An 18,096-nucleotide genomic window follows, 5' to 3' on the forward strand; every position below is an offset into this window, starting at 1 on the left:
AACTCTATGAACGACATCCAGAAAGACGCGCCCGCTACCGAAGTGGACGAAAACAAACTCATTGCTGAAAGGCGAGGAAAACTGTCACGCCTGCGCTCGGCAGGCGTAGCTTATCCCAACAGCTTCAAACCCGAACACAAGGCGCAGGCGCTGCACGAGCAGTTTGGCCAATTCGACAAAGAAACCCTGGACCCTCAGGCCAATCCAGCCTGCGTTGCCGGCCGCATGATGCTCAAGCGCGTCATGGGCAAAGCCAGTTTTGCCACCATCCAGGATGCCAGCGGACGTATTCAGATTTATCTGGACAAAAAAGGCGTGGGTGAAGAGGTTTACGAACAATTCAAAACCTGGGACATTGGTGACATTATCGGCGTCAGTGGGCGCGTATTCAAGACCAACAAGGGCGAGCTCTCTATTCACGCGGCATCAATCAATCTGATTTCCAAATCCCTGCGGCCCCTGCCCGACAAATTTCACGGCATTGCCGACCAGGAACTACGCTATCGCCAGCGTTACGTCGATCTGATCATGACTGAAGAATCACGCAACACCTTCAAGGTGCGCAGCAAGGCCATTGCTGCCATGCGCTCGATCATGAACGACTCTGGCTTTCTGGAAGTGGAAACGCCCATGCTGCACCCCATTCCCGGCGGCGCTGCGGCCAAGCCGTTTGTGACGCATCACAACGCGCTGGATATGCAGATGTTCCTGCGTATCGCACCGGAACTATATCTGAAACGGCTTGTCGTGGGTGGTTTCGAACGCGTCTTCGAAATCAACCGCAACTTTCGCAACGAAGGCGTCAGCCCGCGGCACAATCCTGAATTTACGATGATGGAGTTCTACGCAGCCTATACCGACTATCAGTGGCTCATGGACTTTACCGAACAATTGCTGCGCGATGTCGCTGTACAAGCCACCGGCACTGCCGTTCTGACCCATCAGGGCAAACCACTGGACCTGAGCCAGCCGTTCGATCGCCTGACAATCACCCAAGCCATCATGAAGTACGCCCAGGGTTATACAGAACCACAATTGAATGACATCGAGTTCCTGCGCACGCAATTGCGCAAGCTGGGCGCAGAAGTAGATGGCCCGGTATTGGCGCGTGCCGGTATTGGTGCATTGCAACTGGCGTTGTTCGAAGAAACGGCCGAATCACAATTGTGGAACCCGACCTTCATCATTGACTATCCGGTGGAAGTCTCTCCGCTGGCTCGCGCCTCGGACAGCAACCCGCAAATCACTGAACGCTTTGAACTGTTTATTACCGGCCGCGAAATTGCCAACGGTTTCTCCGAGCTAAATGATCCCGAAGACCAGGCGGCACGCTTTCAGGCACAGGTGGTTGCCAAGGATGCCGGCGACGAAGAAGCCATGTATTACGACGCCGATTATATTCGTGCGCTCGAATACGGCATGCCACCTGCCGGTGGCTGCGGCATCGGCATTGACCGGTACATTATGCTGTTGACTGACAGCCCGACCATTCGTGACGTACTGCTCTTTCCGCATCTGCGCAAGGAAGACTGATCCGTTAGTAATAAGCGACGCAAATCCGACAGTAGTAAGCAACGCAATGTTGCACGGAAAAGGTGGCAATCATGCCACCTTTTTTATTTTTTGCGCATCGTCGAATCGCTCGACCGCATCGATCAGCACGCTGACTCCCTGGGCGAGTTCTTGAGCCGACGTCCACTCCTGCGCGCAATGGCTTTTACCCTCTTTGCTGGGCACGAAAATCATTGCTGATGGACTGATATGGCTTAAAAACGCGGCGTCATGGCCAGCACCGCTGGGCATGACTTTGTACGGCAAACCCAGGCCGTCGCTGGCATCACGTATATGCGCCATCAGTTGCGGTGCACAAACGACGGGCTGGGTATCGGTGACCGTCTCACAGGCTAGCAGCGTAACCTGATTCATTGCTGCCGCCTGCGCGGCAATCTGCTCAAGTTTCCTGTTCAAAGCCTCCATGCTTGGTCGATGGTCCGAGCGCATTTCGACTGAAATTTCGGCAAACCCTGGCACGACATTGCTGGCATTGGGTCTGACATTGAACTGGCCACAAGTGGCAACAACGTAATGTTCCGGCTTCTCGCTGGCCATCTGAGCTGCAATATGGCGAATGTCACAGGCCGTTTGTGCTGCCGCAAGCAGTGCATCGCTACGCATATGCATGGGCGTCGTTCCCGCATGTGCGGACTGTCCTTTAAATTTCAGACGCACCCTGATAATGCCGACAATGGCGCTGACAACGCCGATCGGCAACGCCTCGTTTTCCAGCACGCACCCTTGCTCAATATGAATTTCAAAAAAAGCCTTAATGTCTTTTCGTTTGGCCAGATCATATGGCCTGCCGCCCATACGGACAATCGCATCGGCGAGCAGTTCCCCGGTCTGCGGGTGGGCGCAACGCAGAATATCCTCTGACAAATGACCGCTGATGCCCCTGCTGCCAATGCATGACTGGCCCCACTCACTGGGCTCTTCCGCCAGAAAATCAATGACCTCAAGCGTATGGTTCAACTGAATATTGCGTTCCTGCAGCGAGGCCACGCATTCCAGTCCGGCAACAACGCCGGCAACGCCATCAAAGCGTCCGCCACCTGGCACCGTATCGCTATGTGAACCGATAGCGATCACCCCATTATTTTTGTCTGTACCGGACAGTCTTCCCACGAGATTGCCGGCCGCATCCACATGCACCACCATACCCAATTGCTGCATACGCTCAGTGATCCACAGGCGCCCCTTCAGGAAAATCTCGCTAAAGGATCGCCTTGTATAAGGCTGCGCCGCATCTGTCATGGTGCCCAGTTCCATCAGAGCATCCCAATAACGCTGCTCATTAGCTTTCATCATAAAAATAATCCTGATGTTGATAAGAGGCAAATAAACCGAACGGCACCGGGCTTCCTAGTAACATTACTATCGCCGACTACCCTGTTGCTACACGCCCTGATTTTATTCATTCTACAGTCGATCGTACCATCAATGCACAGACTCCAATTCGAAAGTTGTGTCTACTGCTTGCGCAGCATAAGCGTACGGATTTTTCATTTATTCCGCCGATTTCTCTGTACCCGACTGAAATTTAGCTTACAACTGAGCAATACACATCAAAGTTAATCCTGTTTACTATATCGGCAAAATAAATAGGGAGCACTTTAATGAAAAAACTGCTTGTAATTATCGGTTTTCTGGCCATTTTTCTGACCGGTTGCGTGGTGCATGATCGCCATTATGGGTATCGCGATGGTTATCGCAACGGCGGACCAAAGTATGAAAGAAAATACAACCATTACAGTCGTCATCGATACCACCGCCCTCGGTCCTACCACAGAAAATATCGCAGTCATCGGGACTATCGCGGCCATCGGTCTCATCACGGGCATCACCGCCGCCATTAATGCGCTTTGCTAACAGGCCGGCTCCGACGGGTTTTATTTTGGCCTTACGAGTGGTTGACACCCATTATTGGGATCTATGATCATTCCTTAAAGATGGTTTCAATAGTCTTGTTAAACACTCGTGCAATTGTAAATGCCAGCGGCAGACTGGGATCATATCGCTCGTTTTCGATCGCGTTCACAGTTTGCCTGGATACTTCGAGCAACGCAGCCAAATCGGCCTGAGACCAGCCGTTCTCAGCTCGAAGCTGCTTAATGATATTCTTCATGAATATCGCCTGATGCTAACGACAATTCCAGTTATCCAAAGCACTGCCATTAATGGCCAGATAAAGAAATAGGACAATTTCGGATATCCCACTGTTTCAAGAAATCCATAGCTGAATGTGGCCACCGCTGTTAAGCCGAACGCCCAGCTTAACGCTTCGAATTGGATTTTTCGCTGTAGTTCATCTAACCGTCTAAGTTGTCGAATTACCACCCAACATATACCAACCGCCGGAACCATGGGAATAAGCGCAACTATCGGGCGTATCGGCGAAGCGCCGTCAATAGTACCCAATAGGTGCCCTGAGGCAAAAATGGCGATCATATAGATAACTATGCTCGACCCCAATTCTAGCAAATAGCGTTTCATAAATAATAGTCCCAGCCGTCATGTAAAGGAAGCTTTACTATAACATTCAATTAAATCTAATGTAAAGCATACTTTACGCCATTGAAGTTCTTCTGCATTCCATTCTGGCCGCGGTCATTTTCCTCAGCAGCTGTCACAGGCGTATGGGTTCCGGTAATTCAAAGTGATTTTACGACCCATCAATGTGCTTTCTGATCGAAAATCAGAATGCTCCTGCCTCTGCCTTCAGAAGTCGACAGGGTTTTACAAAAAGCAAAGCGAGCGCCCCCCGAAAATTGGATTAGTGCCCACTTATGTAGTGGCAAATCCAAGCCAAAGTACCCTAATTGCAGGAAGCAGAGACATTCAATAAAAGCGTGTCGTATCAAACACGGTATCAGGAAAACTGCAGGACAGGCGCTCTTTGCCCGATCCGAGACTTTTGCGTTTCACCACCAGCCGGCCAACAGGCCCGGTACAGTTCAAATGGGTGCCGCCGCAGGCAATCTGGTATTGTTCGCAATGCCAACTGCGCAAATCCGGTTCTTGCGGGTGTGCACTCATGGTAATGGCCGCATTGCGTAAAACCAGGTCATTGGCACAGGCTTCGATCTGACTGACCTGTTCCGGTGTAAAGCGCGCATTTATGCCAAAGTCAAACCGCGCCCCGTCTATCCGAATATGGCAGCCCAAGGTGGCCTGCACGGCGTCCGGCCGGATCATATCGACAGCCACGTAAAGTATATGGGAGGCCGTATGGCTGAGCATCAATCGCGCTCTTCGATCCGTATCAATACGCACCGTGACGCTATCGCCAATATGCAGATCGCTCAAAAGTGACACCTCATCCGGATGCACTTTGTGCCAGATGACGCCACCCACCTGGACATCAGGAAAACCATCAATCCCGGGCGAATGCCCGTACATTTTCCTTGCGTCGATAAACCTCAGAACGCGACCATTGTCCAGCGTGATCGTGCCATGGTCCGCTTCCTGCCCCCCTCCTTCAGGAAAAGCCACCGTGACATCAAGCTCAACCATGTCGGCTTCAATTTTGATAATGCTGGCCTGGCAGTGGCTGAGATAGTTATCCTCATAATAACGCTTGCGGGTTTGTCTGTGGAATTTCATGGTGTCTTGCTTCCAGATATGGATACACGCAAAGTTATCGCAGCATACCGAATATAGTCATGGATTTCATTGATACGAAATAAGCGTATGCATTCATTCCGTTTGCAAAATCGCTACTCACTAAGTACGGGACCACAAGCCGAAATCGTTGAACCACATCAATGAAAAAAATTGAAATATCAGTATCCTATACGAGCTCACCCCTTCGGCTAATCTGCATTCGGACAATGAACATGGCGTATTATTATGCTCTGAGTATTGCCATTCTATTATCGATCAACAAACTACACTTCTGCCTAACCAAAAGAAAATACAATTTGGAAGGTGAGAATAAGTTCATACCCTTCATTCTATGTAATGCACTTACTCTACTTATTGCCCTTATCCATAACGTGTATCTAAAATATTTTTGCTAAATGTCGACGTGTTGAAACGCTGAACCACATTTACTAACAGTGCCCAGAGCCTTCGGGCAACTTGACGCTCTATTACGCGCCATGGGGTTGCGAAATTGAGTCACACGAATGATGCACGCCTTCGCTGACTGCCGCTTACCCGCCAACGTACAAATTCCTGTCATATTAAACCTGTAACATCTGTGCATTATCGTCAACAGGATCACGTAATATGAAATCCGCTCAATTCTCTCCTTCCCGTCGTCGCAGCCTGATGGCCCTGGCCAGTGCACCCATGTTGCCGCTCACCACTGGCTTTCTGGGTAGCTTTGCCGGCTTTGCCACCGCCCAGACAGCCGACGCTGTGAAAAAAGCGTTTGCGTCTGCCGAGTTTATCGGCATGGCCGCGCCCACGCTGGATAATCCTGCCGCGCTGGCTGACACCACAGTGGGCTCTTCCTTGAAAATACACTGGGCCGACAAGACCGACACCACGTTTGAACTGGCTTACAAGCCGTTTTTTCTGACCGGCGATAAAGTGCCCGACGGCAAAGGCGGCCAGGTCATTGCTGGCGGATACTTCGATATCAACAACAAGCCTATTATGGACACGTCCGTTGCCGGCAAAGAGCGCCAGATTTTCTCCGACAGCCCCGATGGCACGTCGCTGCTCAAGCTGGACAATGCCAAAGTCGAGGGCGTCAAAGGCAATACGGTATTTGCAGTGGTACAGTTCGAATACACCACCCGCAATCTGAATGGCGACGATATGTACGGCAAGCTGCCCTCTCCCATCGCCGTGCTCACCCTGGACCAGGATCCTGATACAGGGCACCTGTCGCTGGTAAAATATCACAATGTCGATACCTCTGGTGTCCATGGCCTGTGGATTACCTGTGGCGCGTCGCTCTCTCCATGGAACACGCATCTGTCCAGCGAAGAGTATGAACCGGATGCCTTCAAAGTGGCCCAGAACGACGAATTCAAAGGCTTCAGCAAGGCGCTGTTCGGCGACGAGAAAAAAGCCAATCCGTATCATTACGGCCATATGCCTGAAGTCACGGTCAACCCCGACGGCACTGCCACCATCAAGAAACATTACAACCTGGGCCGTATTTCTCATGAATTGATTCAGGTGATGCCGGACAAACGTACCGCATTGATGGGCGACGATACCAACCACGGTGGCTTGTTCATGTTTGTTGCAGACAAAGAGGAAGACCTGTCTGCCGGTAACCTCTATGTTGCAAAATGGCACCAGACCAGCGGCGAAGGCCCAGGCTCGGCCGATCTGACCTGGATTCATCTGGGTCATGCGAGCAGCGACGAAATTGAAGCGCTGGCTGACAAGCTGGCGCCCGAAGACATCATGGAAGTGAAAACCGAAGACCCTAATGATGATTCCTTCAAGAAAATCGTCTTTGACAAGAAGGTCAACTGGGTCAAGCTCAAACCCGGCATGGAAAAAGCAGCCACTTTCCTGGAAACCCACCGTCACGCCGCAGTCGCCGGCGGCAGCATGGGCTTTTCAAAAATGGAAGGCACGACAGTTAACGCCAAAGACAAAATTGCCTACTCGGCCATGTCCTATGTGCGCGATTCCATGCTCGATGGCTCCAGCGATATCAAGGTTCAAGGCCCTTTTGCCGGTGCCGTCTATGCGTTGAATCTGAAAGCCGGGCAGAAAGACAGCAATGGCAAAGAGATCAACAGCGAATGGGTTCCGGTCGACATGAAACCGCCCGCAGAACTGGTTGGTGAAGACCTGCAAACACCGGACGCGCTGGGCAATCTGGCCAATGCCGATAAAATCGCCAATCCGGACAATATCAAGTTTTCAGAGAAATTGCGCACCCTGTTCATTGGCGAGGACAGCGGCACGCATGTTAACAATTTCCTGTGGGCCTACAACGTAGATACCAAGCAACTGACACGCCTGCTGTCCTGTCCTGCTGGTGCCGAATCAACAGGCCTGCAATCGGTGGACGAGCTCAATGGCTGGACTTACATCATGAGCAACTTCCAGCACCCCGGTGACTGGGAAAAAGGCAAAGGCGGTAAACCTGGCCTGCACGACGTGGTCAAGGACAAGGTCGCCCCGCTGATTGATGAAAAATATCATGATCGTTTCAGCGCCGCAGTAGGCTATCTGACTGGCAAGGAAAAAGCCGTCAAGCTTTAATTGCAAAGCAACCGGTTCGAAGCCGGCCATCGGAGCCTGTGCAATGCAGGTTTTGATGGCCGGCTTTTTTGCTGGCGATGACGGAAATGGCCGGTTTGCTAACGATTGATCAGCGTCGTTTTTTTGCTTACAGCACTTACTGATTAAGCGCTCACAAACCAAGCGTATTTTGCACACTGTTGATCAGTACCTGCAGCCGTTTTGGGATTTGCCTGTTGCGCTCGGCAAATGATCCATCAGTGATTGGGACACCGCAGTTTAGGACAAAAATATTGCCATCTATCGGCTTCGCAAAGGGAACCGCAAAGCCGAACGAATGCGGTACCCATTGCTGGTTATTCGAGCAATAACCATAGCGCTCGAATTCTCGATAAGTCGCGGCCAGACTGTGATGATGCGCCTTGTAGTGGTCTGGCTGCTCCACCCGAATGCGATTCAGGGCTGCATTGCGCTCTTCTGCGCAGGCGCGGCAAAGCCAGGCCTTGCCGGCAGCGGTTGACATCATGGGCAATGCGGCGCCAATATCGGGATGAGCTTGCAGGGTTTCGTTGGCGCGCGATGTTTCCACATAAACCATATTACAACGATCCCGAATAACCAGTGAGACAGCCCCGTTGATCTCCAGCGCCAGCCGCAACATCAGAGGACGAGCAATCTGCCTTAACTGCAAGCTCGCAAGAAGTGGATAGCTCAATGTCAGTAGCGCCGGTCCCAGCAAATAGCGCCTGCCCTGCGGTGCGCGCCGCAAATATCCGAGCTGAACAAGCGTATGGGTCAGTCTGGCAATCGTGCTCGGAGACAGGCCGGTACGCACCGAAATCTGCTTATTTCCCAGCGTCGGCTCTCCTGATCTGAAGCAGGCAAGCACGTCAATTGCCTGAGCCAGCGTCGAGGCAAATTGCGGATCAGTGACTTTGCTATCGGGGTCAGTCATTATGTGCCTCCTGAAGCCGGCATTTATTTATTTCATCTACCATAGCAAGCAACGGTCGGGCTGCGACCGTCTCAATGGTTCTATCTTTCAGCCTTGATACTGGCACCCCGCAATTGAAGACCAGGTAGTCGCCGCCTACCGGATCGCGCAACGCCACCGCAACCGCGTGGACATCAGCCTGCCAGTCGCCATAAGAGAGGCAATAACCTTTTGTGTTCCAGTCATGTCGGGCCCGCTCCCAGGCAGCACCATGCATCTGCAACTGCGACGCATCTTCGCTACGAATCTGATCCAGCACGCGTTCACGTATTTCCGAGGACGCATTCGCCAGCCAGGCGCGCCCCATTGCTGAGGCCAGCAATGGCAGGCGAGCGCCGATATCCGGCCTATAGCCGATCACCTCGTGACCTCGACTGGTTTCGATGTACACCATATGCAGCTTGTCATTCAGACCAAGCGACACAGATCCTTCGCAATGATCAGCCAGCGCCCGCATGTAGGGTCTTGCCATTTGACGCAAGCGAATACCGCTAAGCATGGGATGTGCCAGCGACAGAATACCGGCCCCCAGACGGTATCGTCGCAACTGCACGTCGTACAGCAATAGCCCCTTGAGCGCAAGGGTATAGGTCAGCCGCGAGATGGTCGCTTTGGACAGGCCCGTCCGTTCAGCCAGCTCTTTGTTGCTGAGCGCGGGCTCTGCCATCCGGAAACACTGCAAGACCGACATGCCATGCGCTACGGTTGTCGCAAAACGGGGATCGCTGTGTCTATCTGTGTCTTTCATGCCGACTGCCCAAAAAAAAACGGTTCACAATCGAAGTATATTAACTTTAAATTCAATATATCAAAACAATAATATCGCTATTAAATATAAATTGCTATGCTTTTACAACGTTAGCACTATAGCCATCGCACCACCAACCAAAGCAGACAAGGAGCATCAATATGCTGCGGGATCCCGAGTCGTTCACCATGTTTTTAGATTCACTGCGACGTTTTGTACAAGAACGCCTGGTGCCACAGGAGAAGCACGTTGCACAATCCGACGAGGTTCCTGACGATGTTGTCAGGGACATGGCAAAGCAGAATATGTTCGGCTACTCGATACCCGAGGAATACGGCGGACTCGGCATGACAACGGAAGAACTGGTCCTTGCCGCGATGGAGCTATCCCAATGCTCAGTCGCATTTCGAGCACGTGTAGGCACCAATACCGGTATCGGATCCGAAGGGCTGGTGGCCGATGGCACACCGGAACAGAAGCAGCGTTATCTGCCCGAACTGGCCAGCGGACGAATGACTGGTTCTTTTGCCTTGACTGAACCCGAAGCCGGTTCAGATGCCACTGCATTGCAGACCACTGCAAGACGCGAAGGCGATCATTATGTGCTTAACGGCACAAAATGCTTTATTACCAATGCCCCGCTGGCCGACCTATTTACCGTGATGGCTCGCACCGATCCAGATAACCGCAAAGCAGGCGGTATTTCCGCATTTCTGGTAGAACGCAGCATGCCAGGCCTGACTACCGGGCAACCATACGAGAAAATGGGACAGGCCGGTTCACCCGTGTCGGAAGTGCATTTTGACAACTGCCGCGTTCCCGCGTCCAACCTGATTGGCGGCATAGAAGGCATGGGTTTCAAAACCGCCATGAAAGTATTGAACAAACAGCGTATCCATCTGGCGGCGCTGTGTATTGGTCCGGCAATCCGCATGCTGGACGAAGCCATGCAGTTTGTGGGCAAACGCTCTCAATTCGGTCAGCCTCTGATGAATTTTCAATTGATCCAGGCAATGATCGCCGATTGTAAAACTGACATTGAAACGGCAAAAGCGCTTGTGCTGCAAACGGCTCGAGAGCGCGACGAAGGCAAGGACGTCACCATGAACGCATCCATTTGCAAATACTTTTGCTCGGAGATGTGCGGGCGGGTCGCCGATCGTTGCGTACAGATGTTTGGCGGCTATGGCTATATCGCGGACTTTGGCATAGAACGCTTCTACCGCGATGTACGGCTGTTCCGCCTGTATGAAGGAACCAGCCAGATTCACCAACTCAATATTGCCCGCCTGACATTGAAAAGCGCCGGCTTCGAACCCGCACGTTAAGGGCCCTGTTATTTTTCCATCGCAGTACCGCATTGCCTCGTCAGAAGGCACATTAACAACGGAGACTATCATGTTGAAAAGAACCATTGCCACGATTATTGCAACTGCCATATTCGGTATCGCGCCCGGCTTAGCCAGTGCCGCGTATCCCGACCAGCCGATCAGGCTGATTGTCCCATTTGCGCCAGGTGGATCAACCGATATTTTGGGCCGGCTGCTTGCCGAAGCCATGCGTCCTGTTCTGGGCCAGGTGATCGTGGTCGAAAACAAACCTGGGGCAGGCGGCAATATTGGGGGGCATTTTTTGTCGCCAAGGCAAAGCCGGATGGCTATACGGTCCTTCTGGCAGCAGCGGGCCCAACGGTCATCAATCCCAGCCTGTACAAAGAGATGAACTACAGCCCCGGCAAGGATCTTGTGCCCGTAACTGCATTGACCCGAGAACACAACCTGATGGTCGTCAATCCGGAAATCCCCGCCAAAAATCTCAAGGAGTTCATTACTTACGCAAAGAACCACCCGCAGACCCTGTCCATCGGCTCTCCAGGCGCGGGAAGTCCGGCACATCTGGCAGGCGAACTCCTGAATAAAATGGCGGGTCTGAAAATGCAGCATGTGCCCTACAAGGGGTCGGGCCCGGCGATTAGTGACCTGTTGGCCAACCATATCAGTGTGATGATTGACAATATGCCGCCGCTATTGCCCCATGTGCTTAGCGGAAAGCTTCACGCACTGGGCGTGCCCAGTTCAAAAAGAGCCGAGGCCCTGCCCAATGTTCCTACATTTGAAGAACAGGGACTTAACGGTTATGTCATCATGGCCTGGAAGGGCTTGATGGTATCCAAAGGCACTCCGGAGCCCATTGTCCGGGCTCTGCATGATGCGGCAATACAAGTGTTAAAGCGTCCCGACATTCGCAAGCGCCTGACCGAACTGGGGGCAGAGCCCGAAGGCAATACGCCAGAAGCCTTTGCGAAGCAGATCAGTGAAGAAACACGTTGGTGGGCCGATATGATCAAACAGACCAATGTCAGCGTCAATTAACAGGCCACCGGAGTAATGATATGAAAAACACGATTCTCCTCGTCGCCCTATCTGCAGCGACCGGGCTTCCTGCATTGGTGCAGGCCAATGACTATCCGAACAAACCAATCACACTTGTTGTTCCGTACGCCGCCGGCGGCGGTACGGATACGGCGGCACGTATCATAGCCAAAAAGCTCGCCAGGAAACTGAAGCAGCCGGTTGTTGTCGAAAACAAGGCAGGTGGTGCGACGCAGATCGGCACCAGCTACGTGGTCCGTGCCAAGCCCGATGGTTATACCCTGCTAATGGGCACTGCAAACCTGGCTACCAATCCTGCATTTTATAAAACGCTACCCTATAACGTAAAAACAGATCTGACACCGGTCGTGCTGGCAACCGATGTGCCGGTTTACATATTTACCAGCCCCAATGCCAGCGTCAAAAAGGTTCAAGACATTCGGACCCAAAGCAAACAAGGCAGGGCTTTATCTTATGCCACCGCGGGGGTTGGCAGCATTCCACATATGGCAGCTGAAATCTTCAATCGCAAAACAGGCCTGCATTTACAACATGTGCCATACAAGGGTAGCGCCGAAGCCGTCGTTGCGGCCGCCGGCAATCAGGTTCCCTTGAGTTTTGACAATCTGGCACCCGCTTACGGACAGGTGAAGGCAGGCCGCCTGGTGCCATTGGCCATCGCCGCCGACAAACGCAGCCCTGCCCTGCCGGATATACCAACGCTCAAGGAACTGGGCATCCCCGTGGTCGCGGCATCCTGGTGGGGCGTCCTTGCGCCGGCCGGCACCCCGCCAGCGGTGATCCGCAAGTTGAATACACAGATTAACGACGTGGTCAAAGATAAATCGGTACAAGACTTTCTGCTTCAACAAGGTATTCACACCGTCGGCGGGACACCAGAACAATTTACGCAGTACATCCACGAGGAATCCGAAAAATGGCAAGCCATTGTTCGTGAGGCCGATCTGCATCTAGAAAATTGAACCAGGACATATTGACTTATGTTGGATGAAAAAACAGAATCCCTCAAGGATAAAGTCAGGCACTTTATCGATACGGTAGCGATACCCCTTGAGCACCCAGCGCTGGAAAAAGATGTTGCTCAACTGGATGCCGCCTGCAGGCAACTGCGTGCACAAGCCACGATAGCAGGTATCTACGGCCCGCAGTTACCCCGCGAATGGGGTGGGCTCGGCTTGAACTGGATCGAATGCGCCGAGGTTTTTGAAGAGGCGGGTCGCGGCATGCTCGGTCCGCTTGCGCTCAATTGCGCGCCACCGGATCAGCCGAATATGCTGACCCTGCTACATCTTGGCACCGAAGAACAAAAACAGGCCTATCTCGGCCCGCTGACCCGCGGTGAAAAACGTGCGTGTTTTGCCATGACCGAGCCGGCGCCCGGCGCAGGTTCTGATCCCAATATGTTGCAAACCAAGGCAACACGGAGCACAAACGGCTGGCTGATCAATGGGCACAAAAAATTCATCAGTGGCGGCGTTGCTGCCGATTTCGCCATTGTCCCCGCAAAAACGAACGAGGGTGTGACGCTGTTTATCGTTCCCACTAACACGCCTGGCTATCGTGTCACCCGGGATATCGCGACCGTCACCGGTTACCAAATTGGCGGTCATGCAGAAATCCAGCTTGAAAACTGCCATGTCCCTGATAGCGCCGTGCTGGGCCAGATTGGCATGGGGATGAAGCACATTCAACTGCGCCTGGAACCGGCTCGTCTTTCACATTGCATGCGATTTATCGGCCGGGCCAGGCGTGCCCTGGAAGTTGCGCAAGACTATGTGCAGACAAGAGACGCCTTTGGTAACCGTTTATCGGACCTGCAGCAGATTCAAGCCATGATTGCCGACTCCCATATAGATCTGCATGCGAGCCGGCTCATGACACGGGAATGCGCCACGCTAATGGATCAGCATACGTCGGTAAAAAATGAATCTGCAATGACAAAGATATTCGTATCGGAAGCTGTCGGCCGGGTTGCCGATCGATGCGTACAGATGATGGGCGCGCTTGGCGTATCGGATGACACCATTGTCTCGTGCATTTGGCGCGAAGCACGTCCGTTTCGCATTTACGATGGTGCCAATGAGCTGCACCGGGCGTTCCTGGCACGGCGTATTTTACAGTCCTCCACCACTCCATAAGGAAACAGCATGACTTCATTCTCAGCCTTTCGCCTGGAGATTCCGGGTGCGCAGACGCCGCCCGAAAGTCATATCCGGCAACTGCAGGTTGATGACCTGTCGCCAGGCGACACCCTCATCAAAGTGGCTTTCGCCGGGGTGAACTATAAAGATGCACTCGCTGCAAACGGTCAGGGAAAAATTGTCCGGGATTATCCACGCATCAGTGGCATTGATTTGAGCGGGCACATCGTCTCGTCTGCGAACGGCCAACTGAAAGAAGGAGATCCTGTGGTTGTCCACGGGTTCGGACTGGGTGTCGAGCACGACGGCGGGCATGCACAGTATGCGCGTGTGTCGTCCGACTGGGTTCTGCCCTTGCCTGCCGGACTCAGCCTGCGCGAGGCAGCGACGCTTGGCGCTGCCGGATACACTGCGGCACTGGCACTGCACTGGATGGAGATGTGCGGATTATGCCCCGATCAAGGCGAAATCGCTGTCACCGGTGCGACAGGTGGCGTCGCCAGCATTGCGATTGACATATTGAATCATTGCGGCTATCAGGCGGTCGCCATCACCGGCAAGCACGCGGCGCATGATTATCTCAAAAAGCTTGGCGCGGCCAGAGTGATGGCGGTTCCCGATCTTGCACCGAACGGACCGCTTGCTTCCGGCCAGTGGGCCGGTGCCATTGACTCGGTGGGCGGCCCGGTCCTGGCCTGGCTGCTCCGGACAACAAAACCGGAAGGCATTATCACCGCCTTCGGCAACGCTGGTGGTGCCAGCCTTTCTACCAGCGTATTTCCTTTCATTCTGCGAGGAGTCAAGCTGCTGGGTATCAACGCGGGCGGCCCGATGGCGCTGCGCAGGAAAATCTGGGACAAGCTGGCTACGGTCTATCGTCCCGATCATCTGGATGATATCTGCCAGGTGGTATCACTGCGCAGCCTGCCACAGGTTACGAAACAAATGCTGGAACGCAAGACAACCGGTCGCAATGTCATTGACATGGCACTTTGAAACCCCTAGTTGATATGCTTAATATGAATACATGCCAGACACTGAACTCTCTGTTTTCGCCCAAGAGCATTGCCATTCTGGGCGCGTCCAATACGGCCGGTCAATCGGGGGCCGTACCCATTGCGCTTCTTCTTGAGGCCGGATATGCCGGAAAAATTTATCCGGTCAACCCCAGGCAGAATACGATTTACGGCCTGCCCTGCCATGCCTGTCTGAGCGATATCGACGATGCGATTGACCTTGTCATTGTTGCCGTCCCCGCCGCCCATGTACTTGCTGCTCTTGAAAAATCCCGGCCTGGGCAGATTAGCAACGCAGTGATCTTCAGCTCCGGATTTGCCGAGGTGGGAGATACCGGCTTTCAATTGCAACAACAGCTTCGTGCCTTTGCGCAGGAGCGGCACATACGGTTGCTGGGACCGAACTGTCTTGGCTTTATCAATGTTCGCACTCATACCTATGCAACCTTCTCCCCTGCTCCGCTCAACGGCCGGTTGCCGGCGGGCGACGTCGGCATGGTCACTCAAAGCGGCGCTTTCGGCGCGTATGCCTATTGCCTGGCACGCGAACGCCATCTCGGCCTGTCATGCTGGATCAGTACCGGAAACGAAAGCGATCTTGATGTTGCCGACTGCATCCAATGGCTGGTCGACGACCCCGATACCAACGTTATCATGGCCTATATCGAAGGCTGCAAAAATGGCGACAAACTCAAGCGTGCACTGGCGGCAGCAAATAATGCCAGCAAGCCTGTGGTTGTGACCAAAATCGGCAGGACAAACTCGGGGGCTCTGGCTGCCGCCTCGCATACCGCGGCGCTCGCCGGTGATGATGCGGTTTATGACGCGCTGTTCAAACAGTACGGCGCAATTCGGGCCTACACAATTGAAGAATTTTTCAACGTGGGACAGGCGCTGAGCAAATGGCCTCGCCGTTCGGCCAACCATAACCTGGCCATTATTTCCATATCCGGCGGTGTCGGCGCACTGATGGCCGATGAAGCAGATGAACATAGGCTGAACCTGCCAACGCCGCCTGATGAAGTGAAAGCCAGGCTACTGGCCCGTATTCCGTTTGCTGGTGCGAATAATCCTGTCGATGTGACCGGCCATGCACTGACCGACCTGTCTATCCTTCTGGATACCAGCCGCGATCTGCTTTCGACTGGCAACTACGGCGCCCTGGCCATTTTTCTGGCGGCAGCTGGATCTTCGGAAACACTGTGGCCCTATTTGCAGGAATTGGTCAGCGTGCTTCATACTGAGTACCCTGATATACCGCTGACGATCAGCGCCCTGCTACCACCCGAACGCAAAAACGTGCTGCAACAAAGCGGGTCGATGGTGTTTGCTGATCCAAGCGTGGCAATCCGTACCCTTTCCAGAATCATGCGTCACCGGCCGGCAATGATCCCGGCAGTGACTGACGGACAGTCTTCTGTGAGTCCGCCCGAAGGCGTCGGCGCGCTCAATGAAGCAGACTCATTGGCACTGCTGAACAATGCCACAATCCCGGTCATCCCGTTTGCCGTTGCAAACTCAGCGTCTGAAGCCCAAGCCATTGCCCGCCGGTGGAATAGTCCGGCCGTGATGAAAATTGTATCGGCCGACATCCTGCACAAAAGTGATGTGGGCGGCGTCAAGCTTGGCATCAAAGGCGACCAAGCAGTCTCACACGCCTACGACGACATATTATCGTCTGTGCAATCCAAAATGCCGCAGGCGAAAATTGACGGCGTACTGGTTGCACCCATGCGCAATGGGGGTATCGAGTGCATTATGGGCGTGCATCGCGACGCTGTTTTCGGCCCCGTCGTCATGTTCGGGCTGGGAGGCATTTTTGTAGAAATCCTGAAAGATGTCAGTTTTCGCCTTGCTCCGTTCGACCGTGGGCAAGCCCTTTCAATGATTCAGGAAATTCGGGCAACAGCATTGCTTTCTGGCGCCAGAGGTCAGGGCCCGGCAGATATTCCGGCACTTGCCGACACACTGGTCGCTCTCTCTAGATTAGCTTATGAGCAACGTGAGTATATTGAGTCAATCGATATCAATCCGATTCTTGCATTACCTGAAGGACAAGGGGTACTGGCACTGGATGGCGTCATTATTCGCAATCGAACTGCTCAACCGGTGAACTGAGTCGGACTGCGCTACGCCGGCCGAAGGTCCATCCAGAAGCGCTCAATTGCATGCCTGCTTCGGCTGTTTAGAAGGACACTGGTTCATTGAATGCAAAAATGCCGAGCCCTGCATTCGTGAACCGACATTGGCATGCCATCCAGGCTCGTCCTGCATGGCTGATATCTGGCATTCGGCAGCGTCGGCACTCGTTGCCAGCCTCTCCAATCGTGCCACGAGGCTGACTGCTAAAATTTTCACCTGCGGTGGCCTTTTTCTTGATCCGTGTCAATTCGATTTCGCATCACATGCGTCATACTTGGGTACTTGCAGCATGGTCATTTCGGCCTGCACTTGCCGCAACTTAATTGTCTTGCCAACGCACAAGCCAAGACCGTTTTCGGATTTTTAATCAAACGCTGCATAGGACGCTGTCCCGGCAAGACAGGTGCATCCTTCACATCAACGTTGAGAGAAAAAGACGACTATATGAGCCCGAATCAACCCAACAGGAATGTGAGTAAACACGGCTCAGGGGTGACCCATGAGGTTTAGAGCGCGGGCTATGTTTGTATTACTGCTGTTTGTGATTTGCCGGGCATTGGCCACCACTACGCCTCCGCCTCCAGTCCGCACAAATCCGCAGGTGCTCCCGCCTACAATGGTCACAGGCCTGCTGGGCGTCATCTACCCCCATATCATTTTGAAGGAACCCGCTTTTGAAATGATCCTCTTATGAGGTGATTCATTTTCAAAATGATCCGCTTCTGAAGCAATCCATTTTTGAAATAATCACCCAGAGTCCGCTATGCAGCTGGCGCCGCTGGTCATGTCATGATCTTGCCAAAAATCAACATTCTTCGACACTACGACTGACGTTGAACGCCATGGAATCACCTTGCGCGACCCTACAGGCAAGTCACCATGCCAAGGCGCGGCACCGCGCGTCCTGAATCAAAAACGCCCCTGAAAATCACAAATGGATTCAGGG

The 18,096-nt window shown here is 53.2% G+C and carries 15 protein-coding genes; 10 read left to right on the forward strand and 5 right to left on the reverse strand.

The window, feature by feature from the left end; translation table 11 throughout:
• The first annotated feature begins 6 nt into the window (after positions 1–6).
• Positions 7–1,533, forward strand: a complete 1,527-nt coding sequence (gene lysS, locus INT32_RS01440) for a lysine--tRNA ligase (RefSeq protein ID WP_193086947.1) — start codon at positions 7–9, stop codon at positions 1,531–1,533.
• Positions 1,534–1,602: 69 nt separating this feature from the next.
• Here the strand turns inward: lysS and INT32_RS01445 are convergent, their stop codons facing one another.
• The gene (locus tag INT32_RS01445) at positions 1,603–2,865 is read right to left on the reverse strand and encodes a Zn-dependent hydrolase (protein ID WP_193086948.1); all 1,263 of its coding nucleotides are present in this window, start codon (positions 2,863–2,865) and stop codon (positions 1,603–1,605) included.
• 369 nt (positions 2,866–3,234) lie between these two features.
• On the opposite strand from INT32_RS01445, the gene INT32_RS01450 reads away from it, so the two are divergent.
• Entirely contained in the window at positions 3,235–3,426 is a 192-nt protein-coding gene (locus INT32_RS01450) for a hypothetical protein (protein WP_226816373.1), read from the forward strand.
• A gap of 67 nt (positions 3,427–3,493) precedes the next feature.
• Here the strand turns inward: INT32_RS01450 and INT32_RS01455 are convergent, their stop codons facing one another.
• Entirely contained in the window at positions 3,494–3,682 is a 189-nt protein-coding gene (locus INT32_RS01455) for a helix-turn-helix transcriptional regulator (RefSeq protein WP_193086950.1), read from the reverse strand.
• A gap of 713 nt (positions 3,683–4,395) precedes the next feature.
• On the reverse strand, positions 4,396–5,160 hold the full coding sequence (locus tag INT32_RS01460; protein ID WP_193086951.1) for an alanyl-tRNA editing protein: 765 nt from the start codon (positions 5,158–5,160) through the stop codon (positions 4,396–4,398).
• Between the two features lie 627 nt (positions 5,161–5,787).
• Between INT32_RS01460 and INT32_RS01465 the strand changes: the two genes are divergently transcribed.
• Positions 5,788–7,737, forward strand: coding sequence for a PhoX family phosphatase (locus INT32_RS01465; RefSeq protein ID WP_193086952.1), 1,950 nt, complete (start codon positions 5,788–5,790; stop codon positions 7,735–7,737).
• Positions 7,738–7,888: 151 nt separating this feature from the next.
• Here the strand turns inward: INT32_RS01465 and INT32_RS01470 are convergent, their stop codons facing one another.
• Together INT32_RS01470 and INT32_RS01475 are read right to left on the reverse strand one after the other, a co-directional pair.
• Positions 7,889–8,671 carry an IclR family transcriptional regulator gene (locus INT32_RS01470; RefSeq protein WP_193086953.1) on the reverse strand — a complete coding sequence of 261 codons (783 nt, stop codon included), beginning with the start codon at positions 8,669–8,671 and terminating at the stop codon, positions 7,889–7,891.
• Positions 8,664–9,458 (reverse strand): IclR family transcriptional regulator, encoded by a 795-nt coding sequence (locus tag INT32_RS01475; protein ID WP_193086954.1) that lies wholly within the window; start codon positions 9,456–9,458, stop codon positions 8,664–8,666. Before INT32_RS01475 ends, INT32_RS01470 begins: the two co-directional genes overlap by 8 nt.
• Positions 9,459–9,619: 161 nt before the next feature.
• On the opposite strand from INT32_RS01475, the gene INT32_RS01480 reads away from it, so the two are divergent.
• The 7 genes from INT32_RS01480 (at position 9,620) to INT32_RS01505 (ending at position 17,126) form a co-directional block, all read left to right on the forward strand.
• The gene (locus INT32_RS01480) at positions 9,620–10,786 is read left to right on the forward strand and encodes an acyl-CoA dehydrogenase family protein (protein ID WP_193086955.1); all 1,167 of its coding nucleotides are present in this window, start codon (positions 9,620–9,622) and stop codon (positions 10,784–10,786) included.
• 70 nt (positions 10,787–10,856) lie between these two features.
• Complete coding sequence (locus INT32_RS22305; RefSeq protein ID WP_370540148.1) at positions 10,857–11,180, forward strand: Bug family tripartite tricarboxylate transporter substrate binding protein; 324 nt, start codon at positions 10,857–10,859, stop codon at positions 11,178–11,180.
• Complete coding sequence (locus tag INT32_RS01485; protein WP_370540161.1) at positions 11,129–11,830, forward strand: Bug family tripartite tricarboxylate transporter substrate binding protein; 702 nt, start codon at positions 11,129–11,131, stop codon at positions 11,828–11,830. The genes INT32_RS22305 and INT32_RS01485 overlap by 52 nt, the downstream gene beginning before the upstream one ends.
• 20 nt (positions 11,831–11,850) lie before the next feature.
• Positions 11,851–12,813: a tripartite tricarboxylate transporter substrate binding protein gene (locus INT32_RS01490; RefSeq protein WP_193086956.1), complete on the forward strand. Its 963-nt coding sequence runs from the start codon at positions 11,851–11,853 to the stop codon at positions 12,811–12,813.
• An 18-nt stretch (positions 12,814–12,831) separates the two neighbouring features.
• Entirely contained in the window at positions 12,832–13,989 is a 1,158-nt protein-coding gene (locus tag INT32_RS01495) for an acyl-CoA dehydrogenase family protein (RefSeq protein WP_193086957.1), read from the forward strand.
• A gap of 9 nt (positions 13,990–13,998) precedes the next feature.
• Positions 13,999–14,988 (forward strand): YhdH/YhfP family quinone oxidoreductase, encoded by a 990-nt coding sequence (locus INT32_RS01500; RefSeq protein ID WP_193086958.1) that lies wholly within the window; start codon positions 13,999–14,001, stop codon positions 14,986–14,988.
• Between the two features lie 23 nt (positions 14,989–15,011).
• Positions 15,012–17,126 carry an acetate--CoA ligase family protein gene (locus INT32_RS01505; RefSeq protein ID WP_193086959.1) on the forward strand — a complete coding sequence of 705 codons (2,115 nt, stop codon included), beginning with the start codon at positions 15,012–15,014 and terminating at the stop codon, positions 17,124–17,126.
• Positions 17,127–18,096 lie beyond the last annotated feature (970 nt).

Source organism: Advenella sp. FME57 (assembly GCF_014897675.1).
Lineage (GTDB): Bacteria > Pseudomonadota > Gammaproteobacteria > Burkholderiales > Burkholderiaceae_B > Advenella.

What these genes read in the sequence shown, in the direction of transcription:
- INT32_RS01480 (WP_193086955.1), top strand. Translation starts at nt 9,620, where the DNA reads ATGCTGCGGGATCCCGAGTCGTTCACCATGTTTTTAGATTCACTGCGA.
- INT32_RS01500 (WP_193086958.1), top strand. Translation starts at nt 13,999, where the DNA reads ATGACTTCATTCTCAGCCTTTCGCCTGGAGATTCCGGGTGCGCAGACG.
- INT32_RS01465 (WP_193086952.1), top strand. Translation starts at nt 5,788, where the DNA reads ATGAAATCCGCTCAATTCTCTCCTTCCCGTCGTCGCAGCCTGATGGCC.
- lysS (WP_193086947.1), top strand. Translation starts at nt 7, where the DNA reads ATGAACGACATCCAGAAAGACGCGCCCGCTACCGAAGTGGACGAAAAC.
- INT32_RS22305 (WP_370540148.1), top strand. Translation starts at nt 10,857, where the DNA reads ATGTTGAAAAGAACCATTGCCACGATTATTGCAACTGCCATATTCGGT.
- INT32_RS01450 (WP_226816373.1), top strand. Translation starts at nt 3,235, where the DNA reads ATGATCGCCATTATGGGTATCGCGATGGTTATCGCAACGGCGGACCAA.
- INT32_RS01445 (WP_193086948.1), bottom strand. Translation starts at nt 2,865, where the DNA reads ATGATGAAAGCTAATGAGCAGCGTTATTGGGATGCTCTGATGGAACTG.
- INT32_RS01475 (WP_193086954.1), bottom strand. Translation starts at nt 9,458, where the DNA reads ATGAAAGACACAGATAGACACAGCGATCCCCGTTTTGCGACAACCGTA.
- INT32_RS01490 (WP_193086956.1), top strand. Translation starts at nt 11,851, where the DNA reads ATGAAAAACACGATTCTCCTCGTCGCCCTATCTGCAGCGACCGGGCTT.
- INT32_RS01455 (WP_193086950.1), bottom strand. Translation starts at nt 3,682, where the DNA reads ATGAAGAATATCATTAAGCAGCTTCGAGCTGAGAACGGCTGGTCTCAG.
- INT32_RS01470 (WP_193086953.1), bottom strand. Translation starts at nt 8,671, where the DNA reads ATGACTGACCCCGATAGCAAAGTCACTGATCCGCAATTTGCCTCGACG.
- INT32_RS01495 (WP_193086957.1), top strand. Translation starts at nt 12,832, where the DNA reads ATGTTGGATGAAAAAACAGAATCCCTCAAGGATAAAGTCAGGCACTTT.
- INT32_RS01460 (WP_193086951.1), bottom strand. Translation starts at nt 5,160, where the DNA reads ATGAAATTCCACAGACAAACCCGCAAGCGTTATTATGAGGATAACTAT.
- INT32_RS01505 (WP_193086959.1), top strand. Translation starts at nt 15,012, where the DNA reads ATGAATACATGCCAGACACTGAACTCTCTGTTTTCGCCCAAGAGCATT.